This window comes from Streptomyces sp. a15 (genome assembly GCF_059026085.1).
In genome coordinates this window covers 1-23,168 of record NZ_JBWLKM010000116.1, presented here as the reverse complement: position 1 = coordinate 23,168, position 23,168 = coordinate 1, and the positions used below count along the sequence as shown (strand labels likewise).

17 protein-coding genes are annotated in these 23,168 nt (G+C 68.7%); 9 read left to right on the top strand and 8 right to left on the bottom strand.

The window, feature by feature from the left end:
* Positions 1 to 119: 119 nt before the first annotated feature.
* Positions 120 to 1,244, top strand: a complete 1,125-nt coding sequence (locus AC5P09_RS47275; RefSeq protein ID WP_493879869.1) for an alcohol dehydrogenase family protein — start codon at positions 120 to 122, stop codon at positions 1,242 to 1,244.
* 60 nt (positions 1,245 to 1,304) lie between these two features.
* On the opposite strand, the gene AC5P09_RS47270 is transcribed toward AC5P09_RS47275, so the two are convergent.
* The 4 genes from AC5P09_RS47270 to AC5P09_RS47255 form a co-directional block, all read right to left on the bottom strand.
* Complete coding sequence (locus AC5P09_RS47270) at positions 1,305 to 1,826, bottom strand: GtrA domain-containing protein (RefSeq protein WP_493879868.1); 522 nt, start codon at positions 1,824 to 1,826, stop codon at positions 1,305 to 1,307.
* A gap of 134 nt (positions 1,827 to 1,960) precedes the next feature.
* Positions 1,961 to 2,803: a polysaccharide deacetylase family protein gene (locus AC5P09_RS47265; RefSeq protein ID WP_493879867.1), complete on the bottom strand. Its 843-nt coding sequence runs from the start codon at positions 2,801 to 2,803 to the stop codon at positions 1,961 to 1,963.
* A gap of 6 nt (positions 2,804 to 2,809) precedes the next feature.
* Entirely contained in the window at positions 2,810 to 3,307 is a 498-nt protein-coding gene (locus AC5P09_RS47260) for a MaoC/PaaZ C-terminal domain-containing protein (protein ID WP_493879866.1), read from the bottom strand.
* A gap of 98 nt (positions 3,308 to 3,405) precedes the next feature.
* Positions 3,406 to 4,632, bottom strand: a complete 1,227-nt coding sequence (locus tag AC5P09_RS47255; RefSeq protein WP_493879865.1) for an NAD(P)/FAD-dependent oxidoreductase — start codon at positions 4,630 to 4,632, stop codon at positions 3,406 to 3,408.
* Between the two features lie 331 nt (positions 4,633 to 4,963).
* Here AC5P09_RS47255 and AC5P09_RS47250 point away from each other — a divergent pair, with 331 nt between their 5' ends.
* From AC5P09_RS47250 to AC5P09_RS47235, 4 genes are all read left to right on the top strand, one after another.
* Entirely contained in the window at positions 4,964 to 6,493 is a 1,530-nt protein-coding gene (locus tag AC5P09_RS47250) for a class I adenylate-forming enzyme family protein (protein WP_493879864.1), read from the top strand.
* Positions 6,494 to 6,530: 37 nt separating this feature from the next.
* On the top strand, positions 6,531 to 8,210 hold the full coding sequence (locus AC5P09_RS47245; RefSeq protein ID WP_493879863.1) for a choline dehydrogenase: 1,680 nt from the start codon (positions 6,531 to 6,533) through the stop codon (positions 8,208 to 8,210).
* Positions 8,207 to 9,325: a nitronate monooxygenase gene (locus AC5P09_RS47240; protein ID WP_493879862.1), complete on the top strand. Its 1,119-nt coding sequence runs from the start codon at positions 8,207 to 8,209 to the stop codon at positions 9,323 to 9,325. The genes AC5P09_RS47245 and AC5P09_RS47240 overlap by 4 nt, the downstream gene beginning before the upstream one ends.
* Positions 9,326 to 9,390: 65 nt before the next feature.
* Entirely contained in the window at positions 9,391 to 11,022 is a 1,632-nt protein-coding gene (locus AC5P09_RS47235; RefSeq protein WP_493879861.1) for a CocE/NonD family hydrolase, read from the top strand.
* A gap of 91 nt (positions 11,023 to 11,113) precedes the next feature.
* Here AC5P09_RS47235 and AC5P09_RS47230 read toward each other — a convergent pair whose 3' ends face one another.
* A complete protein-coding gene (locus tag AC5P09_RS47230; protein WP_493879860.1) occupies positions 11,114 to 13,432 on the bottom strand; it encodes a molybdopterin-dependent oxidoreductase in 2,319 nt (772 codons plus the stop codon).
* A 221-nt stretch (positions 13,433 to 13,653) separates the two neighbouring features.
* Between AC5P09_RS47230 and AC5P09_RS47225 the strand changes: the two genes are divergently transcribed.
* A complete protein-coding gene (locus AC5P09_RS47225) occupies positions 13,654 to 16,536 on the top strand; it encodes an FAD-binding and (Fe-S)-binding domain-containing protein (protein WP_493879859.1) in 2,883 nt (960 codons plus the stop codon).
* A gap of 27 nt (positions 16,537 to 16,563) precedes the next feature.
* On the opposite strand, the gene AC5P09_RS47220 is transcribed toward AC5P09_RS47225, so the two are convergent.
* From AC5P09_RS47220 to AC5P09_RS47210, 3 genes are all read right to left on the bottom strand, one after another.
* Entirely contained in the window at positions 16,564 to 16,905 is a 342-nt protein-coding gene (locus tag AC5P09_RS47220; protein ID WP_493879870.1) for an SDR family oxidoreductase, read from the bottom strand.
* 164 nt (positions 16,906 to 17,069) lie between these two features.
* Positions 17,070 to 17,993, bottom strand: coding sequence for a VOC family protein (locus AC5P09_RS47215; protein WP_493879858.1), 924 nt, complete (start codon positions 17,991 to 17,993; stop codon positions 17,070 to 17,072).
* Positions 17,994 to 18,079: 86 nt separating this feature from the next.
* Positions 18,080 to 18,931, bottom strand: coding sequence for a fumarylacetoacetate hydrolase family protein (locus tag AC5P09_RS47210; protein WP_493879857.1), 852 nt, complete (start codon positions 18,929 to 18,931; stop codon positions 18,080 to 18,082).
* A 130-nt stretch (positions 18,932 to 19,061) separates the two neighbouring features.
* Between AC5P09_RS47210 and AC5P09_RS47205 the strand changes: the two genes are divergently transcribed.
* From AC5P09_RS47205 to AC5P09_RS47195, 3 genes are all read left to right on the top strand, one after another.
* A complete protein-coding gene (locus AC5P09_RS47205) occupies positions 19,062 to 19,796 on the top strand; it encodes a GntR family transcriptional regulator (RefSeq protein ID WP_493879856.1) in 735 nt (244 codons plus the stop codon).
* A 933-nt stretch (positions 19,797 to 20,729) separates the two neighbouring features.
* Positions 20,730 to 21,902 (top strand): alpha/beta hydrolase, encoded by a 1,173-nt coding sequence (locus AC5P09_RS47200; protein WP_493879855.1) that lies wholly within the window; start codon positions 20,730 to 20,732, stop codon positions 21,900 to 21,902.
* Between the two features lie 70 nt (positions 21,903 to 21,972).
* A complete protein-coding gene (locus AC5P09_RS47195; RefSeq protein ID WP_493879854.1) occupies positions 21,973 to 22,878 on the top strand; it encodes an NADP-dependent oxidoreductase in 906 nt (301 codons plus the stop codon).
* Positions 22,879 to 23,168: the final 290 nt, after the last annotated feature.

Below are 23,168 nucleotides of genomic sequence, written 5' to 3'. Positions count from 1 at the left end.
CGACTCGTCCAGACCAGCGTGAAGAAACTCGTCAATAACAACTCGAAGTAACACAATCAGGGTCACGAGACACTAGCCGAGAAATGGACGTCAGTGATTCCATGAATTCCCGTACACAGGTGAACGCCCCTTCCGCATCGGCCGTCCCCGTTCCGGCCACCATGCGTGCCACTGTGCTGACCGGCCACGGCGGTATCGACAAGCTCGTCTTCCGCGACGACTACCCCACCCCGGCACCGGCGGAGGGAGAGGTACTGGTCCGGGTGGGCGCCTGCGGCATGAACAACACGGACATCAACACGCGGACGGGCTGGTACGACGCGGTCGTCGAGTCCGGAGTCTCCGAGGAACTGGGCCTACAGGGGCGGTCGGACGGGGCGGCATCCTCGTGGAACCGCTCCACGGTCGTCTTCCCCCGGATCCAGGGGGCCGCGGTGGTGGGTCGCATCGCCGGCGTGGGGCCGGGGGGAGACCCTGACCGCATCGGTGAGCGGGTGATCGTGGACCCCTCGGTCCGCGACGCCGAACTGCCGCTCCACGCACAGCTGGTGCAGTACCTGGGCAGCGAGCGCGACGGCGGCTACGCGGACTATGTGGCGGTGCCCGAGGGCAATGCCCACCGCATCGACTCGCCGCTGTCCGACGCCGAGTTGGCCACGTTTCCGTGCTCGTACGACACGGCCGAGGAGATGCTGCAGCGCGCCCGGCTGACGGACGGCGAGACCATCGTTGTCACCGGTGCCGCCGGCGGTGTCGGAACGGCGCTCATCCAGCTGGCGAGCCTGCGCGGCGCACGCGTCGTGGCCATCGCCGGCGCCGCCAAGGAGAAGCGGCTTCGCGCACTCGGGGCGGACGAGTTCGTCGCCCGTGAGAGCGAGGACGTACAGCGGGAGATCGAGCGCGTCATCGGTGAACGAGGCGCCCATGTCGCCGCGGATGTCGTCGGCGGGCCGGTGTTCGACGTGCTGCTGAAGGTGCTCCGCCGCGGCGGCCGGTACACCACCGCCGGTGCGATCGCGGGTCCGGTCACGAGGATCGACCTGCGCGACCTGATCTACAAGGACCTCGAGATGCACGGCATCACCAATCCGACCGCGGCGACCTTCGCCCGTCTGGTGGACCTGATCCGGGCCGGCCGGCTCCAGCCGCTGCTGGAGGAGGCTTTCCCTCTGGAGGACCTGGCTCAGGGCCAGGCACGGCTGCTGAAGCGCACACACATCGGCAAGCTCGTGGTCACGACGTGAGCTGACTGCTGCCTCAGCCGGCTCAACAGAGCTTCGCGGCTCGGCCGCCCGGCGTAACGGTCAGGCGGCGCGGAGGACCATCGCGAGGGCGGCCGGAGCCGCGGTACGGGCCATGGCCGTGTGCACGGGACGGACGGTGCGGAGGGGGACCGTGGCCTGCGAGCGGTTTCGCGTGAAGACGACCATGCGCAGCACCGCGAACCGCCCGACACCGGCGAGTGCGGAAGCGGACAGATAGACGACCTGCTCAAGCACCGCGCCTGGCGTCGCCACCAGCAGGTGCAGGACGAGCATCGCCACAGAGGTCACCGCATACGCGGCTGCCGCGGACCCTGCCGACTGCACATGCTGGCGCCGGGTCGCGCGCCCGCCCGCGTCGAAGGTGAAGCGTGCGTGCAGCTCGGTGGCGAGAAGCGTGGAAACGAAGGTGATCAGGGCGTTGGCCAGGGCCCAGGGAATCCAGGAGGCTAGGGCCGCCACGGCGAAGCTGGAGGCGAGCCCCACCCCACCGCCGCTGAGCACGAAGCGGGCGAAGGCGGTGAAGGCACCGGGTGCCGCCTGCCGACTCTGCGCTGACATCATGATCCATGACCCCTTTGTTGATGTATCATCTTTATATATGACGTATCAACTGCAAGTCAATGGGCGGTCTCAGTACAGCGACAAGCGCTCGGTCCGCGGTCCGGACCGAGCGCTTTGTCGTTCGCGTCGGTTGTTCAGCCGTCTTCCCAGCAGTCGAAGAGCTCCGAGAGCGTGGGGAACCAGACGTCGTCGAAGGACGTCACGTGGTCGAGGAACTTCTCGAGCATCAGCAGGTTGTGGGCCCTGCCGATGGTCTGGGGATGCAGCGTCCAGGTCGCGACTCCGCCCGGGCAGCGCGCGTGGGCGAAGTCGAAGCTGTCCTTCCAGCGGGCGAGGACGACCTCGTTGGCCTGCATCAGGGCGTTGCCCTTGAAGGACTCCAGCTCCGGGAAGTCGTCGAGGAACCAGGAGACGGGGAACTCCAGGACCCGGCTCTCGGGCCCGAAGGTGTTGCCGTTCTCCTGGTCGAGTTTCACGACCATCCGCGGCCGGTAGGGCGTGAAGTCACGTCCCATCAGGGAGGAGTCCCAGTCGAAGCCGAACTCGGCCAGCAGGTCAAGCGTGTCGTCCGTGACGTCCAGGGCCGGCGAACGGTAGCCCCGCGGCCGGGCGCCCAGCAGCTTCTCGTGCTGACGCAGCTGAAGTTCGAGCAGCCGCCGTTCCTCGTCCCGGTCCAGTGCGGGGACGTATTCGTGATACACCCCGTGCGCTCCGATCTCGTGGCCGTCCTCGATGACCGCGTCCACGGCCGAGCGGAACGTCTGGATCGTGTGCGTCGGCACGCACCACGTGGTGGTGATCCCGTAGCGGCGGAACACGTCCAGCAGACGCGGAGCCCCCACCACGGCACCGAACTCGCCTCGTGACAGAGCCGTCTGGGACGTGGACCGGAACGTGCCCATCCAGACGCTGTGGGCGTCGAAATCCGGGCTCAGACATACGGCGAGCCGCTTTCCCTCGGGCAGTCGCAGCGTCACGGCACCTCACTCCGACCGGTCGGGGCGGCGCGACAGCAACACGACCCACCTGCCCTCCTGGCACACCTCCCCGTTCTGGTTCAGGACCCGGACGTGTGTGGTCACGATGCCGCGATCGGGCTTGCTCGCGGAGGGCCGGATCTCGACGATCTCCTCGCTCACCCTGATGGTGTCCCCGATGCGCACCGGCGCGAGCAGATTCCAGTCCCGGATTCCGAGGAAGGCGATCGCCGACGGGTTCTTCCACCCCAGGCCCATCTCCAGGCCGAACGCCATAGCCAGGACTCCCGGGCCGTGAAAGAGCCGACCACCGAACTGAGTCTGCTTCGCGAACTCCTCATTCATGTGGAGCGGATGCATGTCGCCCGACCAAGTGCCGAACATGACGACATCGGTCTCGGTGACGGTCCGGCCTGGCGTCACCCAGGTCTGCCCGAGCTCGATCTCGTCGAGGTATCGAACGGACTCCGAGGTGTGTGCCGCGCCGAGAGTGTTGGTGGTCAATTCATGCTCCTCAGAAGCTGATGGGGACAACGGGACATTTTCCGCCCTCGTCGGGACGTTCTCTGCCCTCGTAGGGACGTTCTCTGCCCTCGGCGAGGTCACCAGCGGATCACGCCGTCGGAGTTCTCGCGAAGTGCCGGGCGGTCCAACGCCATTTCATCGATCGGCAGGCTGAGTTCCTCTCCGGAAATCAGCTCGGCCACGAGCTGTCCGGTGATCGGTCCGGCCAGGTTCCCGTACACGTGTCCGGTGGCGAGGACCAGGCCCGGTGCTTCGTCGACCTCGTCCACGATCGGCAGAGAATCTGCGGTGGCCGGCAGGAGCCCCGTCCAGACACCCTCGACGCCGAGTCCCCGGTAGTGCGGGAAGGTCTCCAGAACGGCGTCGATGGTCATCTTCAGTCCGCCGAGCGGCATACGGTCGTCCAGCTGCTCGGGGTAGTCCATCGGACACCCGACGAACAGGTTGCCGTCCTCCGTCTTGGCGACACACTCCAGGTGCTCGATCCCGAGGCTCGAATTCTCGTAGGGCGCTGTGAAGTACTCGTCGCGATAGCTCGGGAGACTCCGAATGTGCCCGTACTGCTTGGCGGCCAGGGGACCATTGAGGATCTTGTCGAGGTGCTCCTCGACCGGAGCGAACAGCACCGCGCCGAGCCGCTCGGGCTTGATCGGCACGCGGATGCCCTCCGCTTCGAGCATCCGTGACCAGACCCCCGTACCCCAGACCACTCGGTCCGCGTACACGTCTCCGCCGACAGTCCGGACGCCCGTGACCTTCGCTCCCTCGCGCGTCAGTCCGAGCACGGGTGTGTGCTCGTGGATGCGCACGCCGAGGCGACGGCATTCCTGGGCCAGGGCACGGACGAACTTCGGGGTGCGGATCTGGCCGTCCTCAGGACAGAACGTGGCGCCGATGACGGTGGGCGGCAGGATCGGCGCCGCCTCACGGGCCGTCGGTCCGTCCAGCAGCTCCATGGTGAAGCCGTGCTTGTTGCGGTCCTCCACGAATTCCTTGTAGACCTGGCGCTGGTCGTCGGTGAAGAAATACGTCATCGCGCCGTTCGCGCGGTACTCGAACGAGGGGCCGAGCAATTGTGAGAAGTCGTCGTAGAGAGCGCGGCCGGCCCGGGAGAGCGCCAGAGAGAAATCTCCGTTCCGGTTGTGCATGTGGAGAAATCCCATGTTCCGGCCCGAAGCGCCATACGCGATTTCCCGCTGCTCCAAGAGGACGACGTCATGCCCCTTGGTCGCGAGGAAGTACGCTGTCGACACGCCGACGATGCCGCCGCCGACCACGACCACATCCGCCTGGTCCAGTTTCACGTTGCGATCTCCCTGCCATCGGTCCGTCGGTTCGGCATGTAACCGGTTGTCTGATCATCCTTCGGAACTATCTCTCCGCCGGCCTCCGGACCGCATTGGAACTTCCCAGAGGATCGGAGCAGTCCATCAGAAGCTCCACAATGGGTGGCCGCCGCGGAACCGCAGGCGTGATCCCACCGGAGTTTCTACGGGCCGGAGCGCCGGAGCCAGTGAGGATTTCCAATTACCTCCAGTGGCCCCGCCGCCTACGTTGTGGCCCATCACCTGGCGCCCGACCACTCACTCGGGAGGCTCTTGCGCAGCCTCGCCGATCAAGGAACTGGAGCTATGGATGGCGTTCTCGCCGGCCACCGTGCGTGGCGACTGCGTGTCGGCCTTCGAGCGCATCGCTCGCGAGCACCCCGACCGCGCCGCTGTGATCGACAATGACGCGACGATCACCTACCGCGATCTGCAAGCGGCGGTCGAGCTCCGGACGACGACCTTGCTCGAAGCCGGCCTCGGCCCCGGTTACCGGGTGGCCCTGGTCGCCGAGAGCTCGGCTGAGTATCTGATGACCGCTCTCGCCGTGTGGCGCGCGGGTGGCGTCCTCGTCACCGTCTACCCCTCATCGGGCTCGGGCGACATGCGCTACGCCATCGAGACGAGCGACCCCTCGCTGATCGTCGTCTCCGAAGGAGTCGATCGCGAGGCCGTCGAGGCCGGCGCGCCCGGAACCCCCGTCGTGGACATCACGTCCTTCGGCGTTGCCGGAGTCCGTGAGGACCACTCCCCCAACCCCGGGAACCTGCGGGAGCCGCTGTCCCTGATCTGCTTCTCTTCTGGCACGACAAGCCGACCGAAGGCGATCATGGTGTCCGCCACCGCGATCTTCAACTGCGCGGACACCTACGGCGAGGTCTGGCACCTCTCCCCCGACGACAGGGCGATCATCTGCCTGCCGATGGCGTGGCTGTACGGCCTCGCGAGCACCTCGCTCGCGGTGCTCCTGCGCGGCGGCACCGTCATCGTCGTACGGCGGGCGCGTCCGGAGTTCATCGCTCCGGCGATCGAGCGGTACCGGGCGACGTTCGTGGCCGGCGTCACGGCCACGTTCGCCAAGCTCGTCCAGCACGTGGGAGATCCGGCCCCGGGTACGCGCGCGTTCGAGTCGCTCCGTCTGTGCATCTCGGGGGGTGAGCCTCGCAACGAGGCGGTGTTCGACCGCTGGACGGCCCTGACCGGTGTCTCGGTGCTCGACGCGTACTGCGCGTCGGAGTGTCTTCCCCTCGTCACCTACGACCCCTACACAGACCCTGTTCCCAGGCCGGGCTCGGCCGGGAAGCTCGTGCCCCGCTCCCGGCTCAGGATCCTCGGCCCCGAGGGAGTCGAAGTCCCGCCCGGCGAAGTCGGCGAGGCGTATTCGAGCGGCCCCGGCCTGATGCTGGGGTACTGGCGGGACGAGCAGCTGACACGCGAAGCGCTCACGGACGACGGCTGGTACCGGACGAAAGACCTGGTCAGAGTCGACGAGGACGGTTATGTGTACGTCGTCGGGCGGCTGTCGGACCTCATCATCCGCGGGGGCACCAACATCTCCCCCTCGGAGATCGAACGCGTCCTCAACGAGCACAAGGCGGTCAGCCAGGCCGCCGTCGTGGGCCTGCCCGACGAGATCTACGGCCAGCGGGTGGTCGCCGCCGTCGTCCCCAGTGCCGCGTCGGGTGTGGACGAGGCCGAACTGCGGGCGTACTGCAAGGCGAGGCTGTCCTCCTACAAGGTGCCGAGCGCCTTCGTCGTGGTCGACGCCCTCCCGGTCAACGCGACCACCGGAAAGCTGAACCGGAAAGACGTCGCGGCGCTGCTCGCTGACCTGGGTTGACCGGCAAGACACAGGAACCTGAGAAGGAGGACGTCTCATGAAACACGACGGCTACGACTACATCATCGTCGGCGGCGGTTCGGCCGGCTGTGTGCTCGCCAACCGTCTGACGGCCGACGGCCGTAGTCGGGTCCTGGTTCTGGAGGCCGGTCGGCGACACTCCAGATTCGACTACCCCGTGCGGGTGCCGGCCGCCTTCCTCTTCGTCATGGGCCACAAGCTCTACGACTGGCAGTACAAGTCCGAGCCCGAGCCCATGCTGGGCAACCGGAGGATCGCGCACTACCGGGGCAAGCTCATGGGCGGCTCCAGCTCCATGAACGGCATGTTCTTCCAGCGCGCCAACCCCCTCGTCTACGAGGACTGGGCCGCGGCCGAGGGCATGGAGACCTGGAGCTACGCCCACACCCTGCCCTACTTCAAGCGACTCGAACGCCTCGTCGGCAGTGATCCGCGCGGTGTTTACCGCGGCCATTCGGGACCCATCCCGGTCCATCGGCACAAGGCCCAGAACCCGCTGTTCGGCGCACTCTTCGAAGCCGCGCGCCAGGCCGGCCACGAAGTGGTCGACGACGTCAACGGCTACCGCCAGGAGGGGTTCGCACCCTTCGACTGCAACATCGAGAACGGCGAGCGTTACGACGCGGCCCGCACGTACTTCGCGCCCATCCGCGACCGGAAGAACCTGGATGTGATGACCGGCGCGCTCGTGAGCCGTGTCGTCTTCAAGGGCAAGCGCGCGGTGGGCGTCGAACTCGCTTCGCGGCGGGACGGCAGAACGGTCGTCCACGGCAAGGAGATCATCCTCTGCGGCGGAGCGTTCAACTCGCCCCAGCTCCTTCAGCTTTCCGGCGTGGGCAACGGCAAGGAGCTGAGCCGGCTCGGCATCGAGGTGATCGAGGACCTGCCCGGGGTCGGCGAGAACATGCAGGACCACCTCGAAGCGTTCGTCATGTACGCCTGTACGCAGCCGGTCTCGATGGCCGGCATCCTCAAGATGAAGTCATGGCCGGGCATCGGGGCCAAGTGGCTGCTGAAGCGTGAGGGTCCGGCCGCCACCAATCACTTCGAGGCCGGCGGGTTCGTCCGCTCGAACGACGACGTGCCGATGCCGAACCAGATGCTGACGATGCTCGCCCTGGGCGTGCGCAACGACGGTACGCCCGCGCCGACGGAGCACGCCTACCAGATCAACCTCGGTCCGCAGACGCCCCAGTCGAAGGGGCATGTGAAGCTGCGTGCGAACGATCCCTTGCAGGCCCCGGTCCTCACCTTCAACTATCTGTCGACCGAGCAGGACCGCCGGGACTGGATCGACGGTGTCCGCGTCACGCGGGAAGTGCTGAACCAGCCCGCGTTCGCGCCGTTCAACGGCGGCGAACTCTCACCAGGACCCGATGTCAGGACCGACGAGGAGATCCTCGCGTGGGTGGCCCGCGACGCCGAGACGACGTACCACCCCTGCGGCACGGCCAAGATGGGCACCGATGACGAGGCCGTCGTCGATCCGCAGACCATGCGGGTTCATGGTCTGGACGGGATTCGCGTCGTGGACGCCTCGGTGATGCCCGTCATTCCCAATGCGAATCTCTACGCCCCGGTCATGATGATCGCCGAGAAGGCCGCGGACCTGATCCTGGGCAAGGAGCCGCTGGCTCCCGAACACGTCGACTTCTACCGCCACGAGTTCTACCGCCACGAGAAGGTCTCCCGATGAAAACCGATGTGACCGACAGCCTCGGCATCGAGCTCCCCCTCTTCGCCTTCTCCCACTGCCGTGACGTCGTCGCGGCAGTCACGAAGGCCGGAGGCATGGGCGTGCTCGGCGCCGCATGGATGACTCCCGGAGAACTCGACATGTCGATCGAGTGGCTCGAGCGGGAGGTCGACGGCAAGCCCTTCGGCGTGGACCTGGTCTTCCCCGGCACGGCGATGGACGACGAGAAGACTCCCGAGGAGTACCTGGCCTCGATCCCGGACCGCTACCTGGCGTTCGTGAAGGACATGCTGGACGGCGGCGGGCTGAACGACCTCACTCCCGAGGACCGTGACGCCTACATGGTCGAGAACGCCAGGAAAATGGCGATGACCAACAAGAAGAGCCGTGACCAGCTCGAGGTGACACTGGCCCGGAGCTCGGTGAGCCTGGTCGTCGGCGCCCTCGGTGTCACGCCGGACTGGGTGGTGAAGGCGGCGCACGCCCGAAGCGTCCAGGTCGGTGCGCTCGTCGGCACCGCACGGCACGCGGTCAAACAGCGCGAGGCGGGGGTCGACCTCATCGTCGCGCAGGGCACGGAGGCGGGCGGCAGCGTCGGCACCGTGGCGTCGATGGTGCTGTGGCCGCAGGTCGTGGAGGCGGCGGCCGGCGTGCCGGTGCTGGCCGCCGGCGGTGTGTCCCGCGGCTCGCACATCCTCGCCGCGCTGTCCCTGGGCTGTCAGGGCGTGTGGACCGGGTCGCTGTGGCTCGGGACCGCGGAGAGCGAACTCAGCCTGGAAATGCGGGAGAAGCTCTTCGCCGCCGAGTCGGAGGACGCCCTCCTGGCGCGGGTCATGACCGGCAAGCCGGGGCGGATGCTGCGTACGAAGTACATCGACGCCTGGCAGGCTCCCACCGCTCCCGCGCCGTTGTCCTGGCCGATGCAGTCGATCCTGAACGGCTACTCCTACAAGCGGGCGGAGCACGCACGCGATCTCGACTACTGGACCTACGCCGTGGGCCAGGTGGTCGGTGACATGAAGGGCCACACCACCGTCAAGTCCGAGATCACGCGGCTGCTCAACGAGTACGTCGACGCCCTCGACCATCTCCAGAAGGTCACGGACGTCGACTAGTCCGACGCCGTCGCGTCAACCTCGTGCGAACGCCACGTATATGACACCCCAGTAGGAGGAGAGCAATGGCAGGCGTGACGATCGAGTACGACGTGCCGGTCCCGATGCGCGACGGTGTCGTGCTGCGGGCGGACGTCTACCGTCCGGAAGGACCGGGACCGTGGCCTGTCATCGTCTCCCGGACGCCGTACGACAAGACGGACAACTACGAGCTGCAATTCCTGGACCCTGTACTGGCCGCGCGGCGCGGGCTCATCGCCGTGGTCCAGGACGTACGCGGGCGGTTCGCCTCCGAGGGCGAGTTCGTGCCGCTCCTCAACGAGGCGACCGACGGCGCCGACACCATCGAGTGGGCCGCGCAACTGCCCGGCTCCAGCGGCGCGGTGGGCATGTGGGGCATCAGCTATCTGGGCAACGTGCAGTGGCAGGCGGCGGGTCTGCGGCCCGCGGCGCTCAAGGCGATCGCGCCCTCGCTGACCTTCCGCGAGACCGACAACGGCCTGGCGTTCCGCGGTGGCGCGTATGAGCTCGGCCTTGTGCGCAGCTGGGCGCTGGGGATGGGCTTCGACGTGCTCGTTCGTCGCTATGCCGACAACGAGGAGGAGCTGATGAAGCAGGTGGCCGCGCTCGCCGCCGCCTTCGACGGCATCCCCGGGCCGACGTATCACGAACTTCCCACCGGCACGGATCCCGTCGTCGCCCGATGGGATCTGCCGAACCTCGCGGACCGCGCGTCCATGGCCGCCGGTGATGTGCCTTTGCACCAGGAGAACGTCACGGTGCCCAGTCTGCATGTGGCCGGCTGGTACGACCTGTTCGTCCAGGGCACGATCGACAACTACACGGCCGCGGCGCAGCGGACAGGGGCCAAGCTGGTGGTCGGGCCCTGGAACCACATCGCCCAGACCGGGATGCAGGGCGACATCAACTTCGGTGTGGCGGGACACGGTGCCGCCATCGATTTCTCCACGTCCGTCCTCGGCCTGACCTTCGACTGGCTGAACGCGTGTCTGACCACGGGCGAGGCCCCGAACGACGACCTGCCCGTAAAGATCTACGTCATGGGCGCGGGCGAGTGGCGTTCCGAGCCGGAGTGGCCGCTGAGCCGCGCGGTCGACACGCACTTCCAGCTCGGCACCGACGGCAGGCTGACCGCCGACGGCGAGGCGGCCCCGGGAACGCTCACCTTCACGTACGACCCGCAGAACCCCGTGCCGACCGTCGGCGGCGCCACCGTCATGCCGTATCCGCCGTCGGGTTCCTTCGACCAGCGCGTCGTGGAGGAGCGCGACGACGTCCTCGTCTTCACCACCGACGTACTCACCGAGGACGTCGAGGTGACGGGGCGGATCACCGCGTCCCTGACGGCGGCGACCGACGGCCCCACGACCGACTGGGTCGTGCGCCTGTGCGACGTCCACCCCGACGGCCGCTCCTACAACGTCGTCGACGGCATCACCCGCGTCGAGACCGTCCCCGGCGAGGCGTCCACCGTCGAGGTCGACCTGTGGTCCACGAGCATGCTGTTCAAGAGGGGACACCGCATCCGGGTTCAGGTGACGTCGAGTTGTTTCCCGCGGTGGGACCGCAACCTGAACACCGCCGACGGTTTGCGCACGGGTGAGATGCGCGTCGCGTCCCAGACTCTCCATGTCGGCGGGGAGGCCCGGTCGTTCGTCACGCTTCCCATCGTCTGACGGGGCCGGCAGGCATGACACGAACGAGGCTCCCGAGCCGTCGAGAGAGACGTTGGACGTCTCAACTCATCGGCTCGGGAGCCTCGTTGGTTCAGCCGGACAGTTCGTCGAGGTGAGAAGAGTCCAGGAGCCTGGGCGGTCGGGTGGTCACGGTCACCTCCGGGACGGCGCTCAGCCATTTCTCGACCTGCACGAGCGCGTGCTGCGCCGTCGTGGCCTGCGAGAGGCTCGACGCCGGCCGGTCCGCGGTCAGCACGTTCGGGTTGCCATGGCGGCAGAATGACGGGTCGTCAGGATCGGGGTCGTACCACGCGCCCGCTGAGAGCTGGACCACGCCGCGCCGGACCGCGTCCGACACCACCAGGCCCGCCAGGCAACTCCCGCGCTCGTTGTGGAGCCGCACGACATCGCCGTCCGACAGGCAGCGAGCTGCCGCGTCCTCGGGATGCATCCGGAGCGGCTCCCGCCCCGCGACCTTCGCCTTCTGGCTCGTGTCACCGATGTCGAGCTGACTGTGCAACCGGGTCTTGGGCTGGTTCGCGATCAGGTGCAGCTGGTGGGCTTGGGCGCCGGAACTGCCGAGCCATTCGTCGGAAGCGATCCAGACGGGGTGGCCGGGGCAGTCGGCGTAGCCGAACCCGGCGATGGTCGACGAATAGATCTCGATCTTTCCGCTGGCCGTGGGCAGCGGACTCGCGCCGGGGTCACGCCGGAACTCCGAGAACAACACCTGATCCTTGTCGATGACGGGGATCGAGATGTTCTCGCTGCTCCAGAACGTGTCGAAGTCGACGAGCTCAATGTCACGCTCCACGAGCCTGCTCCGCCACGCGTCGTACAGATGGCGAAGCCATCCCATGACATCTCGGCCTTCGCTGAAGCTCTCCCCCCGGCCGAGCCTCTCCGCGAGGGCGGAGAAGATCGCGTAGTCGTCCCGGGCCTCACCGGCCGGCTCCGTGAGGGCGGGCATCGGGAAGAAGGCCGGGTCGTTGCGGCCGGCGCCGTAGTCGTCGCGCTCGATCGTCATCGTCGCCGGGAGCACGATGTCGGCGTGCCGTGCCGTGCTGGTCCAGAACTGCTCGTGGACGACGACAGTGGCGGGCGTCATGAACGCCCGGCGCAGCCGGGCCAGGTCCTGGTGATGGTGGAAGGGGTTTCCTCCCGCCCAGTAGACCAACTCGATCTTCGGAAGAGTGATGCGCCGCCCGTCGAAATCGATCTCGCGGCCCGGCGTGAGCAACATGTCCGAGATCCTCGCCACCGGGATCCCCGACGTCTCGGCATTGCGTCCCTGCGGGAGCGAGGGAGCACTGGCCACCCGCTTGGGGAGCCCCACGTCGGCCGTCGCTCCGTAGCCGTGCTGGAAACCACCGCCCGGCAGCCCGATCTGCCCGAGCATCGCCGCCAGGGTCACCCCGAGCCAGATGGGCTGCTCTCCGTGCTGCTGGCGCTGAAGGGACCAGCTGAGGTTGATCATCGTTCGCGATGCGGCCATTTCGCGGGCGAGGCGCACGATCCGATCGGCGGGGACGCCGGTCAGGCGCTCCGCCCAGGCAGGGGCCTTCGGGACGCCGTCGACCGTGCCGCGCAGGTATGGCAGGAACTGGTCGAACCCGACGCAGTGTGTGGAGAGGAAGGCACGGTCGGCGAGGTCCTCGGCGTCCAGCACGAACGCGAGGGCCAGCATCAGGGCGGCGTCGCTGCCGGGCAGGGGCGCGATCCACTCGGCCTTGGCCTCGGCATACGTGTCGTCCGCGATCGGCGTGATGTCGACGAAGCGGCACCCTCGGGCCACCGCCCGCTGGATCGCACCCCGGCCGGGGTGCCGACCGATCCCGCCGGAGTTGATGCCGCTGTTCTTCTCGGACAGGCCGCCGAAGGAGAGGAACAGGTCGGTGGTCCGGCTGATCACGTCCCAGGAGGTGGCACCCGCCATGATGGCGCCGGCGCTCCCCACCACGTGCGGAAGCAGGATCCCGGAGGCGCCGTAGCTGTAGTCGCTCCATCCGGCGACGTATCCGCCGAGGGTGTTGAGGAACCGGTGGATCTGACTCTGGGCGTGATGGAAACGGCCCGCACTGGCCCAGCCGTACGATCCCCCGTACACCGCGGACGGGCCGTGCTCGGCATAGACGCGCCCGAGTTCGCCGCTCACCAGGTCGATGGCCCGCCCCCACGACACCTCGACGAAGGGTTCGGTGCCGCGGCCCGCGCCACTGCCGGGGCCGTTCTCCAGCCAGCCGAGGCGGACGGCCGGCCGGAGCACCCGCGTCGGGTGGTGCTGGGCGGAGGCCACGTTGTGGATGAGGTCGCGCGAATCAGGATCACCTGACCACGGCCGGACCGAACTCAGTGACCGTCCGTCCGTCTGCGCTTCGAAAGCTCCCCAGTGGGTCAGATGCGTCGGCATAGTCACGCTCCGTTGTCACGGCCTCTGGCCCTTCAGGCTAGGCATGCGTGCGAGGCGGCAGACACTGGTGAAAAGCCGAGGGCTCGGCTGATGGCTGGTGCGTCTACCGAAAGCAGGGAGACAGGTCACTCGGTAGCGTTCGGACGAGTGACCTTGGGTGCGTCCGGTCGCACGACGACCGGCGTCCACTGCGCCCGCGGGCAGAGAGGACGGGCGCTGACATGACTGGCCCCATGGACGTCCTGTCGAGGATCGAGGCGGCCGGCGTGTCCGTGGAGACCTCGGGACTCCAACTCGCCGCGTATTCCTACGACGCGTCCAACTACCGCGTCCCACCGCTGGCCGTCGTCTTCCCGCGCAGCGTCGACGACGTCGTCGCGGTCGTGAGGGCATGTGCCGCCACCGGTACGCCCGCGGTCGGCCGGGGCGGGGGAACCTCCATGGCCGGCAACGCGATCGGTCCCGGCGTGGTCGTGGACTTCTCCCGCCACATGAACCGGATCCACACGATCGACGAGACGTCCGGCACCGCCGATGTCGATGCCGGAGCCGTGCTCTCGGTGCTCAGCCGCGAGGTGGAGCGCGCCACAGGGGACGCCCTCACCTTCGCGCCCGACCCCTCGTCGAAGACCCGCGCCACGGTCGGGGGCGCGGTCGGGAACGACGCGTGCGGAAATCACTCCGTGCGGTACGGACGGACGTCGGACCACGTGGTCGAACTCGACATCGTCACCTCGGACGGCGTACGGCTCACGGCGTTCGCCGGCGGACTGCGCGCGACCGACCCCGAGGACGCGCACGCGGTGGCCAGGGCCTTCGAGCTCGGCGAGCAGCTCAAGGAGCTCGCACGGGCCAACCTCTCCCCCTTCCGCACGGAGCTGGGACGCATCCAGCGGCAGGTGTCCGGCTACCACCTCTCGCACCTGCTGCCCGAGAAGGGCTTCGACGTCGCCCGGGCACTCGTCGGCTCGGAGGGCACCTGCGCCCTCGTGGTACGGGCCCGGATGAGGCTCGTACCGAAGGCTCCGAGCGCGCTCCTGGTGTGCCTGGGCTACGCGGACGTCGTCGACGCCGCACGGGACATCCCCACCATCCTGGAGTTCTCACCCGCCGCCGTGGAAGGCATCGACGAGGTCATCGTCGACACGATGCGGCTGCGCCGCGGCGCGGACTCCGTCCAGGGCATGCCCGAAGGCAGGGCGTTCCTCTACGTCGACCTCGACGGAGAACGTCCGGAGGACGTGGCCGCCGATGCCGCCCTGCTGCTCGAACGGCTGGAGGCGGGCGGGCGCCTGGTGGACGGCCGCGCGGTTCCCGACCCTCACGAGCGGGCGACGCTGTGGCGGGTGCGCGAGGACGGTGCCGGTCTGTCGTCGCGGCCCGCGAGCGGCGGGGAGTCCTGGCCGGGGTGGGAGGACTCCGCCGTCGCGCCGGAACATCTCGCCGACTACCTGGCCGACTTCCGTGGGCTCCTGGACGAGCACGGGCTGACGGGCATCATGTACGGGCACTTCGGCGCCGGGTGCATGCACATCCGCATCACCTACGACCTGCGCACCGACGCGGGCCGGAAGGTGTACCGGGACTTCACCGCGGCCGCCGCCGAACTGGTCGTGCGGCACGGCGGGTCGCTCTCCGGCGAACACGGCGACGGACGGGCCAGGTCCGAGTTCCTCCCGATCATGTACAGCCCGTCCGTGCTCGCCGCCTTCGAGGCCTACCGCGGCATCTGGGACGGTTCGGGGCTGCTCAACCCCGGGTCGATCACCCAGCCGGACCCGATCGACGCGAACCTCGCGCTCGCCGGAGTCCCCGACCGCGAGTGGCGCACCCACTTCACACTCAGCCCCGTCGACGCCGAGGAGGCCGGGACGGACCCTTGGGTCCACGCGGTCCAGGGATGCATCGGCGTGGGACGGTGCCGGGCGGATTCCGGCGGCGTCATGTGCCCGAGCTTCCGGGCCACAGGCGACGAGAAGGACTCCACCCGCGGCCGTGCCCGAGTGCTGCAGGACATGGTCCGGGGCGCGCGGAGCGCCGGTGAGGGGTGGCGCTCGGACGACGTCCGCGCGGCTCTCGACCTCTGCCTGGCGTGCAAGGCGTGCTCGCACGACTGCCCCGCGGGCGTCGACATGGCTACGTACAAGTCCGAGTTCTTCTCCCACTACTACGCGGGTCGTCTGCGGCCCATGTCTCACTTCTCGCTCGGCTGGCTGCCGCGCTGGCTCAGGCTCACGGGGCGCGTCAGCCCGCTGGTCAACGCGGTGCTCGCCTCACCGCTCGGCAAGGTCGTGGCCCGGGCCGGGGGCCTGACGACCGAACGGGCGCTGCCCTGGTTCTCCTCGCGGCGCAGGCTCCGCAAGGAGCTGGCGGACTTCGGCGGCGGCGCGGGAGGTACCGATGTCGTCCTGTTCGTCGACTCCTTCACGAAGGGATTCCGGCCGGAGGTGGCCGGTGCCGCCGCACGGGTCGCGGCCGGCACCGGCCGCCAGGTCACCTGCGAGACCGACGTGTGCTGCGGGCTGACCTGGATCACGACCGGCCAGCTCGACACCGCCAAGAAGGTGCTGTCCAAGACCGTCTCGAAGCTCGACGACGGTACGGACACTCCCATCGTCGTCATCGAGCCGAGCTGCGCGGCCGCGCTGAAGCAAGAGGCCCCGGAACTCCTCGGCACACAGGCGGCCGAGCGGGTGTCCTCCCGGGTCCGCAGCTTCGCGGAAGCCGTGCTGGAGTGGGTCGACGGCGGTTGGCAGCCACCGACGATGCCGCCGACGGTCACCGTGCAGACCCACTGCCACGAGTACTCGGCCTTCGGTGCCGCCGTCCAGCGGAAGACGCTCGCCGCACTGGGCGTCGCCCAGGTCGACGAGGCCACGGGATGCTGCGGCGTCGCGGGCACCTTCGGTTTCGAGTCCGAGCACTACGACGTCTCCATGAAGGTCGCCCAACAGGCTCTCGCCCCTGCCCTCAAACGGGCCGCACCGGGCACCCCGGTCCTCGCCGACGGGTTCAGCTGCTCCATGCAGGTCAGGCAACTCGCCCCCGACCGGCAGAGCTTGCACCTGGCCGAACTCATCGATCCGTGGGCGGGTGGGGACTGACGTCACCGGCTCGTGGGGACCGGCCCGTCAATGGTCTGTACGCGGTGCTCGATGTCCCACTTGCCGTTCACCTTGCGCAACTTGTCGGCAGTGGATGTGCTTGCGCATACGCCTGGCGACCTGGCCGGACGGCGGCCGGGTGGCCTGCGCCTGCGGAGCCGCCTCGGACAGTTCCGCCGGTCCGGCCTCCGTCGTCGCCGTCCGCACCAGGCTGGGCGGGATGGCGTTGACGGTGATGTCGGCGTCGCCCAACTCGGTGGCCAGTGCCCGGGTGAGGCCGATCACGGCCATCTTTCTCGCCACGTAGTGCGTGAAGCGGGAGCGACCAGAGCAGCGGAATTCGACGTCATGTTGACGATCCGGCCCCAGCCCCGCTCGCGCATGCCCGGCACGAACACCTTCGCCGTGTGGAACATGGCATCGCCGTTCAGGCTGAACACCGCGCGCCGCGCGCCACTGCTCGAAGGTGATGCGGATACGGACCCGCCGGCGGCTTCAGCGGGCGGGGACCGGCAACGGTCGTCTCGATCTCCTCACGGCGCGCTGTGGGCGCCGGTCATCAGGGCGGCGAGGTCTTCGGGCTGGAGGAACGACGGCGGGGGCGGCGGCCCCCAGCTGTAGAGACCCCTGACTCCTTCGAAGACCTCCGGCTTCCAGAGCTGGTCGTCGAGGACGCAGTCGAGGTCGCTGTAGTACTCAGAGAAGTTGCCCGCCGGGTCCTTGAGGTACCAGAAGAAGTTCGACCCGACGTGATGACGGCCCAGGCCCCAGACGTGCCGTTCGGGATTGCCTTCCAGCATGGCCGTGGCCCCGCGGCCCACCTCGTCGGTGTCGTCGACCTGCCACGCGGTGTGGTGCAGGAAATTCAGCGGGGACTGCTGGACGAGGAAGTTGTGGTGGTCGGTCGAGCAGCGCATGAAGGCGGCGAGGCCCTTGGCCTCGTCGGTGACCTTGAAGCCGAGTCCCTCGGTGAAGAACCGCTGGGTGGCCTCCTTGTCCACGGAACCGACCACGATGTGCCCGAGCTTGCGGGGCCGGACCGGTCCCTCCCGCAGGATGCCGGGGGCCCGGGTGTTGGGGCGTTCCGCTCGACCGGGCCAGTTGTACGGGGTCGGAGGCTGTTCCGCCTGGACGAGCCGCGGCATGACCCGCAGGGTGACGTCGAAGCCGCCGATGGGCTCCCGGACCGAGAGCGTGTCCGCGCTCTTGGAGACCGTCAGGTCGAGCTTGGTCAGGGACTCCGCCGTGCGGCCGAGGTCGTCCTCGTCGTCGATGCCGACTTCGATGGCGAGGAGTTGGCGAGTGGGTGCGTGGCGCAGGATGAGCTGTTCACCGCCGTCCTGGGTGGCGAACCGGCCGGGTGCGGTCTCGGTGAGACCGAATTCCGCGTAGTAGGCGGTGGTTTCGGCGACGTTGGGCACTCCGATGGTGACCGACGCCATACGGTGAAGGGCCATGTTCTGTTCCTCGTGGACTCGTCGTTGAGCAGAGAGGTGGCGCGATGGAGTGGAGAGGTGGCGCGAAGGAGGCTTGAGCGCCCGGGTCAGGCGAAGCAGCGCTGGCGGATCTCCCCGATCCCCTCGATGCGGCTGACGACCACGTCGCCGGGCGAGAGGAACCTGGGAGGGGTCCGAGCCATGCCGACGCCGCTGGGAGTACCGGTGAAGATCAGGTCGCCGGGGAGCAGCGGGCACACCGCGGACAGCCGGGCGATCAGCTCGGGAACCGGGAAAATCATCGAAGAGGTGCGGGCCTTCTGGACCTCTTCGCCGTTGATCGTGCAGCTGAGCTCCAGATCGTCCGGGGCGTCGAATTCGTCCGGCGTGACCAGCCACGGACCGATGGGGCCGAACCCGGGGAAGGACTTGCCCAGCGAGAACTGCGGGACCGGACCCGTGAGCTGCACCTTCCGCTCGGAGAAGTCCTGCCCAACGGTCAGCCCGGCGACGTGCTCCCAGGCGTCCTCCTCCTTGACGTGATGCGCCGCCCGGCCGATGACCACGACGAGCTCCACCTCCCAGTCCACCGAGCCGCTCGGCAGCAGGAGCTCCCCGTACGGGCCGGTGATGCACGTGGGAAACTTGGTGAACGTCGGCGGCGCCTCGGGGAGCGCCACCCCCGACTCCTTGGCGTGATCGTTGTAGTTCAGCCCGATCGCGAAGACCTGCCGGGGTGCCGGAACGAGAGGCCCGAGGGTGTCCGGAGCGACGACGGCGTCGGCCGTTCCCCCTGCTGCGGGGACCGCGTCGGCGACCCAGTCACGGAACTCGTCCCATCGTTCATAGACGGCCTGAGGATCGGACGAGAACCGATGATCGCTTAGTTGGGCGACGTCGGCCGCGTTGCCGTCGGCGGTGAGGACGGTGAGACGTTGTGCCACGGATGCCACGCGCATGTTCGCTCCTGGAGCCACATCGGCCGGTGCTGTCTGCCATCAACATCCGTCGAGTATTTCGGCATGTCAATACGTTTTCGAAATTCCGCTGGGGTTCCGACATGGCCCCGGCTCTGCTTTACTTCAGGACATGCTCAGTGACGCACCGTCGAAGGCCGGCCGGTCCGGAGCGCCGACGAGGGCGGAGAAGGTCTACGCCGAGCTCCGCAGCGACATCCTCAACGGCCGTCTCAGTCCCGGGGAACGACTACCGTTCGCCCTGCTCGGCGAGCGGTACGAGGCAAGCACCGGCGTACTCCGGGAGGTCCTTCCCAGGCTCGTCGAGCAGGGGCTGGTGACTTCCGAACGGCAGTTCGGGTTCCGTGTCATGTCGGTGTCCGAGGAGGACCTGCGCCATCTCACCGAGCTCAGGGTCACCATCGAGTCCCAGGCCCTGCGACAGTCCGTCGACCAGGGCGACCTCGCGTGGCAGTCCCGCCTCGTGGCGGTCCATCACACCCTGGCTGCCACTCCGGCGACGGACCCGTCGGGCGCCATCAACGAGGGATGGCTGGAAGCCCACGCCCGGTTCCACGCGACGCTCAACGAGGCATGCCCGAACGGCCGACTGCGTGGGCTCGCCGAGTCCCTGCGGGCAGTCTCCGAGGTCTACCGCTGCTGGTCGCACGTCGCCACCGACGGTTCACGCCGGGACGTCATGGGCGAACACCGCCGGATTCTTGACGCCGCGCTCGCCGGCGACGCCGATCGTGCCGTGGCGGAACTCACCGCGCACATCCAGCGCACGACGGACGCGCTACTGGCATCCCCCGGTGCCACTGCTCCCGACGAAAGCAGGGCCCCCAGAGAAACACGAGGAGCGTGACGGCAGGTGCGCGAACTCCGCCCGGCGCCGCACTCACCGACCGGGTCACGGCCGGTGCCACCCGGCTCCCCGGCCCAGCTCAACCATGTCGGACATGCCTTCCGGGCAGCCGACCCCGAGCGTCCCGGCCTCATCGCCATCGACGAGCACGGCCGCCGGACCGACTGGTCGTGGACCCAACTGAGACAGCGAACGGCGGCGCTCGCGACGCACTTCCGGAGCTCGGCATCCGGCCCGGCGACCGGATCGTCGGCCACCAGCCACATCCGCACGCCGGAGTCGCCTTCCTCGCCACGGCCGGCGTCGGCGCCGTGTGGTCCTCCTCCGGTTGGACCCACGAGCGTGATCGACCGCTTCGCCCAGCTGGAGCAGGTCGTGCCGATCACGTGTACGGCGGACATGCGGCGCCGGTACCGCGGCGCCCCACACACATCAACCGCTTCGGCGAGTTCTCCACGCACGAGCTTGGCATCCAGCCCGGACCGTACGAGACGAAGCTGGACGTCGACGTTCATCCCGCTGCACGAACAGGAGCTGCCCGCCGGGGACTTCGGGCAGGCCGTCTTACCGAGTCGAGCGTTCCAGCTGCCCTGAGGGGCGACGGTGCGGGCGTGGTCGGCGAAGCGCTGCGGACGGCCGGTGCGTTTCATGGACCCGCCGCCCAGTGGTCGAGCACCTCGTGAACCTGGTGCGCACGCCGGGATGAACGGTCGCGCCCTCTGGTCCGAACGCGACCACGAAATGCAGGACCGTGCCTTCGCCACCGTGGCCGTTCTCGCGGTCCGCGATGCCCTCGGACAGCAGACTGTCGAAATATTTGGCTAGCCACATACTCCTGCTAAGTTTATGTGCCTAGCCACCTAATGCAGTGAAACGTAAACGTCTGTCACCTCCCGGTCGCGATACGCGACCCGCTCATCCAAGGAGACCCCCGTGCGCCGTGCCTTTGATCCAGAGCTCGCCCCGATCGCGGAGATGCTCCCCACCCTCGCGTACGACGACCCCGCAGTCTTCCGCCAGCAGGCCACCGAGTTCGCCGCAGGCATGCAGCGCCCCGAGACGGCCGTTCCCGTGGAGGTACGGGATGTGGCGGTGCCGGGCCCGGCAGGTGCGCCGGAGGTACCCGTAAGGATCTACACACCCAAGAGCAGCCAGGGAGCGACCGGCGCGCTCGTCTATATCCATGGCGGCGGCTGGATTGGCGGCGACGTCGCCGGCAATGACGGCCTCACGTACGCCCTGGCCGCCGAGTCGGGGGCCGTCGTGCTGTCCGTGGACTACCGCCTGGCCCCCGAGGACCCCTTCCCGGCCGCGCCCGAGGACTGCTACGCGGCCTTCCTCTGGACGGTCGAGAACGCCGCGGAACTGGGCATCGACCCCGAGCGGATCGGGGTCGGCGGCGACAGCGCCGGCGCCAACCTCTCGGCCGCCGTGAGCCTGATGGCCCGCGACCGGGGCGGGCCGACGCCGTGCTTCCAGTTCCTGCGCGTCCCGGCCTTCGACGACCGCCTCGACACCCCGTCCATGGCCGAACTCACCGACACGCCGATCCTCAAGGGGTCCGACCTGCCGATCGTGTGGGACTTCTACCTGGGCGGCCCGGGGCGTCGGGGTGGCCCCGATGTCTCCCCCTACGCCGCACCGGCCCGCGCCGAGGACCTGACCGACCTCCCGCCCGCCTACGTCTGCGTCAGCGAGTTCGACCCGCTGCGCGACGAAGCCATCGCCTACGCCCAGCGCCTCCTCGATGCCGGCGTACCCACCGAACTCCACCTCGTCCCCGGCACCTTCCACGCTTCCCACGCCATCCCTGGGCCGAAGATCAACGAGCGGATGAACGCCGAGTCGGTCACTGTCATCCAGCGCGGCCTGAAGATCGAACAGCAACCGCGGCAATCGCGGAGAGCGTCACGTGCATGCCCTGCGCGGCATTACCCGGCTCGCGCCATGCGGTGCCGCGCCGCTCGCTGGAGCAGTGAGCACCCCTCACCCAGGGCCACCACGTCTCGCGCGGCGGCCCTGGGAAACGAAACCGCCATCTCGAGGAGACCGACGCAACCGCGACCGATCTCGGCGCAGTCCGAGCGGCAGCAGATATTTGGCTAGCCACATGTTTGCTGCTACGTTGGTTATGTGTCCAGCCACCTAAGTGGGTGGCGACACGAGAGGAGTCGTCATGAAAGCCATCCAGTTCGACCGTTTCGGCGGCACGGAAGTACTGCACGAGGCGGACATCGAGGTACCGCAGCCCGGCCCGGGGCAGGTCCGCGTCCGCGTCAAGGCGGCCGGGCTGAACGCGCTGGACGGCAAGATCCGCTCCGGGGCCATGGAGGCCAAGTTCCCGACGCCGCTGCCCGCCATCCCCGGTGGCGAGCTCGCCGGCGTGGTGGACGCCCTGGGTGAGGGTGTGCGGGATGTGCAGGTGGGCGACGATGTGCTGGGCTGGTCGGACACCGGCTCGTACGCCCAATACGCGCTGGCCACCACCGTGGCCCCCAAGCCCGCCGGCCTCGACTGGCAGCACGCGGCCGCGCTGCCGACGGCGGGCGCGACGGCCGAGCGGGTCCTTGACCTGCTCGGCGTCGTCGCCGGGGAGACCGTACTGATGCACGGCGCGGCCGGAGCGGTCGGAACCCTGGCGGTCCAGCTCGCCACGGCCCGCGGAGCACGTGTCATCGGCACCGCCGGCCCCGCCAACCAGGAATACCTCACCGCGCTCGGCGCCACCGCGACCCTCTACGGCGAGGGCCTGGTCGAGCGGGTCCGGGCGCTCGCCCCCGACGGCGTGGACGCGGTGTTCGACCTGGCCGGGAAGGGAGCCCTGGAGGACTCCATCACCCTGCGCGGCGGCACCGAACGCATCGTCACCATCGCGGACTTCAGCGCGTACCAGCTCGGCATCACCTTCTCCAGCAGTCCCCGGGAACGCTCCGCCGTCGGCCTGGCCGCGCTGGCCCAGGACGCCGCGACCGGCAAGGTCGTCACCACCGTCACCGCCTACCCGCTCGACCAGGCCGCCACGGCCCAGCAGGTCAGCGACGCCGGGCATGTCCGAGGCAAGCTCGTCCTCACCGTCGACTGATCACGCCCGCCACTCCTTCCGCCACGCCCTCCCGCTTTCCCGATCACCACTTGGTCGTCACAGCACCGAAGGCCCCCCTCATGCCGAACTCCCTGCGGACATGGACCACCGTCGGTGACATCTCCCTCCTGCACGGCCTCCACGTCCGCGATGCGGGCGACGACGCGCTACTGGTCACCCTGCGCGCGTGCGGCCGACGACGCTGGTCCACCCGGCCGGTACCGACCTGCCTGCCCGCCCCAAGGGCATCGACAACGGCACGGCCGACCTTGTTTCCGTCCGCGCCCTCG

Coding starts and splice junctions, on each gene's coding strand:
- AC5P09_RS47245 (WP_493879863.1), top strand. CDS start 6,531: ATGAAACACGACGGCTACGACTACATCATCGTCGGCGGCGGTTCGGCC.
- AC5P09_RS47250 (WP_493879864.1), top strand. CDS start 4,964: ATGGCGTTCTCGCCGGCCACCGTGCGTGGCGACTGCGTGTCGGCCTTC.
- AC5P09_RS47210 (WP_493879857.1), bottom strand. CDS start 18,931: ATGCGCGTGGCATCCGTGGCACAACGTCTCACCGTCCTCACCGCCGAC.
- AC5P09_RS47195 (WP_493879854.1), top strand. CDS start 21,973: ATGAAAGCCATCCAGTTCGACCGTTTCGGCGGCACGGAAGTACTGCAC.
- AC5P09_RS47240 (WP_493879862.1), top strand. CDS start 8,207: ATGAAAACCGATGTGACCGACAGCCTCGGCATCGAGCTCCCCCTCTTC.
- AC5P09_RS47215 (WP_493879858.1), bottom strand. CDS start 17,993: ATGGCCCTTCACCGTATGGCGTCGGTCACCATCGGAGTGCCCAACGTC.
- AC5P09_RS47230 (WP_493879860.1), bottom strand. CDS start 13,432: ATGCCGACGCATCTGACCCACTGGGGAGCTTTCGAAGCGCAGACGGAC.
- AC5P09_RS47225 (WP_493879859.1), top strand. CDS start 13,654: ATGACTGGCCCCATGGACGTCCTGTCGAGGATCGAGGCGGCCGGCGTG.
- AC5P09_RS47270 (WP_493879868.1), bottom strand. CDS start 1,826: ATGATGTCAGCGCAGAGTCGGCAGGCGGCACCCGGTGCCTTCACCGCC.
- AC5P09_RS47205 (WP_493879856.1), top strand. CDS start 19,062: ATGCTCAGTGACGCACCGTCGAAGGCCGGCCGGTCCGGAGCGCCGACG.
- AC5P09_RS47235 (WP_493879861.1), top strand. CDS start 9,391: ATGGCAGGCGTGACGATCGAGTACGACGTGCCGGTCCCGATGCGCGAC.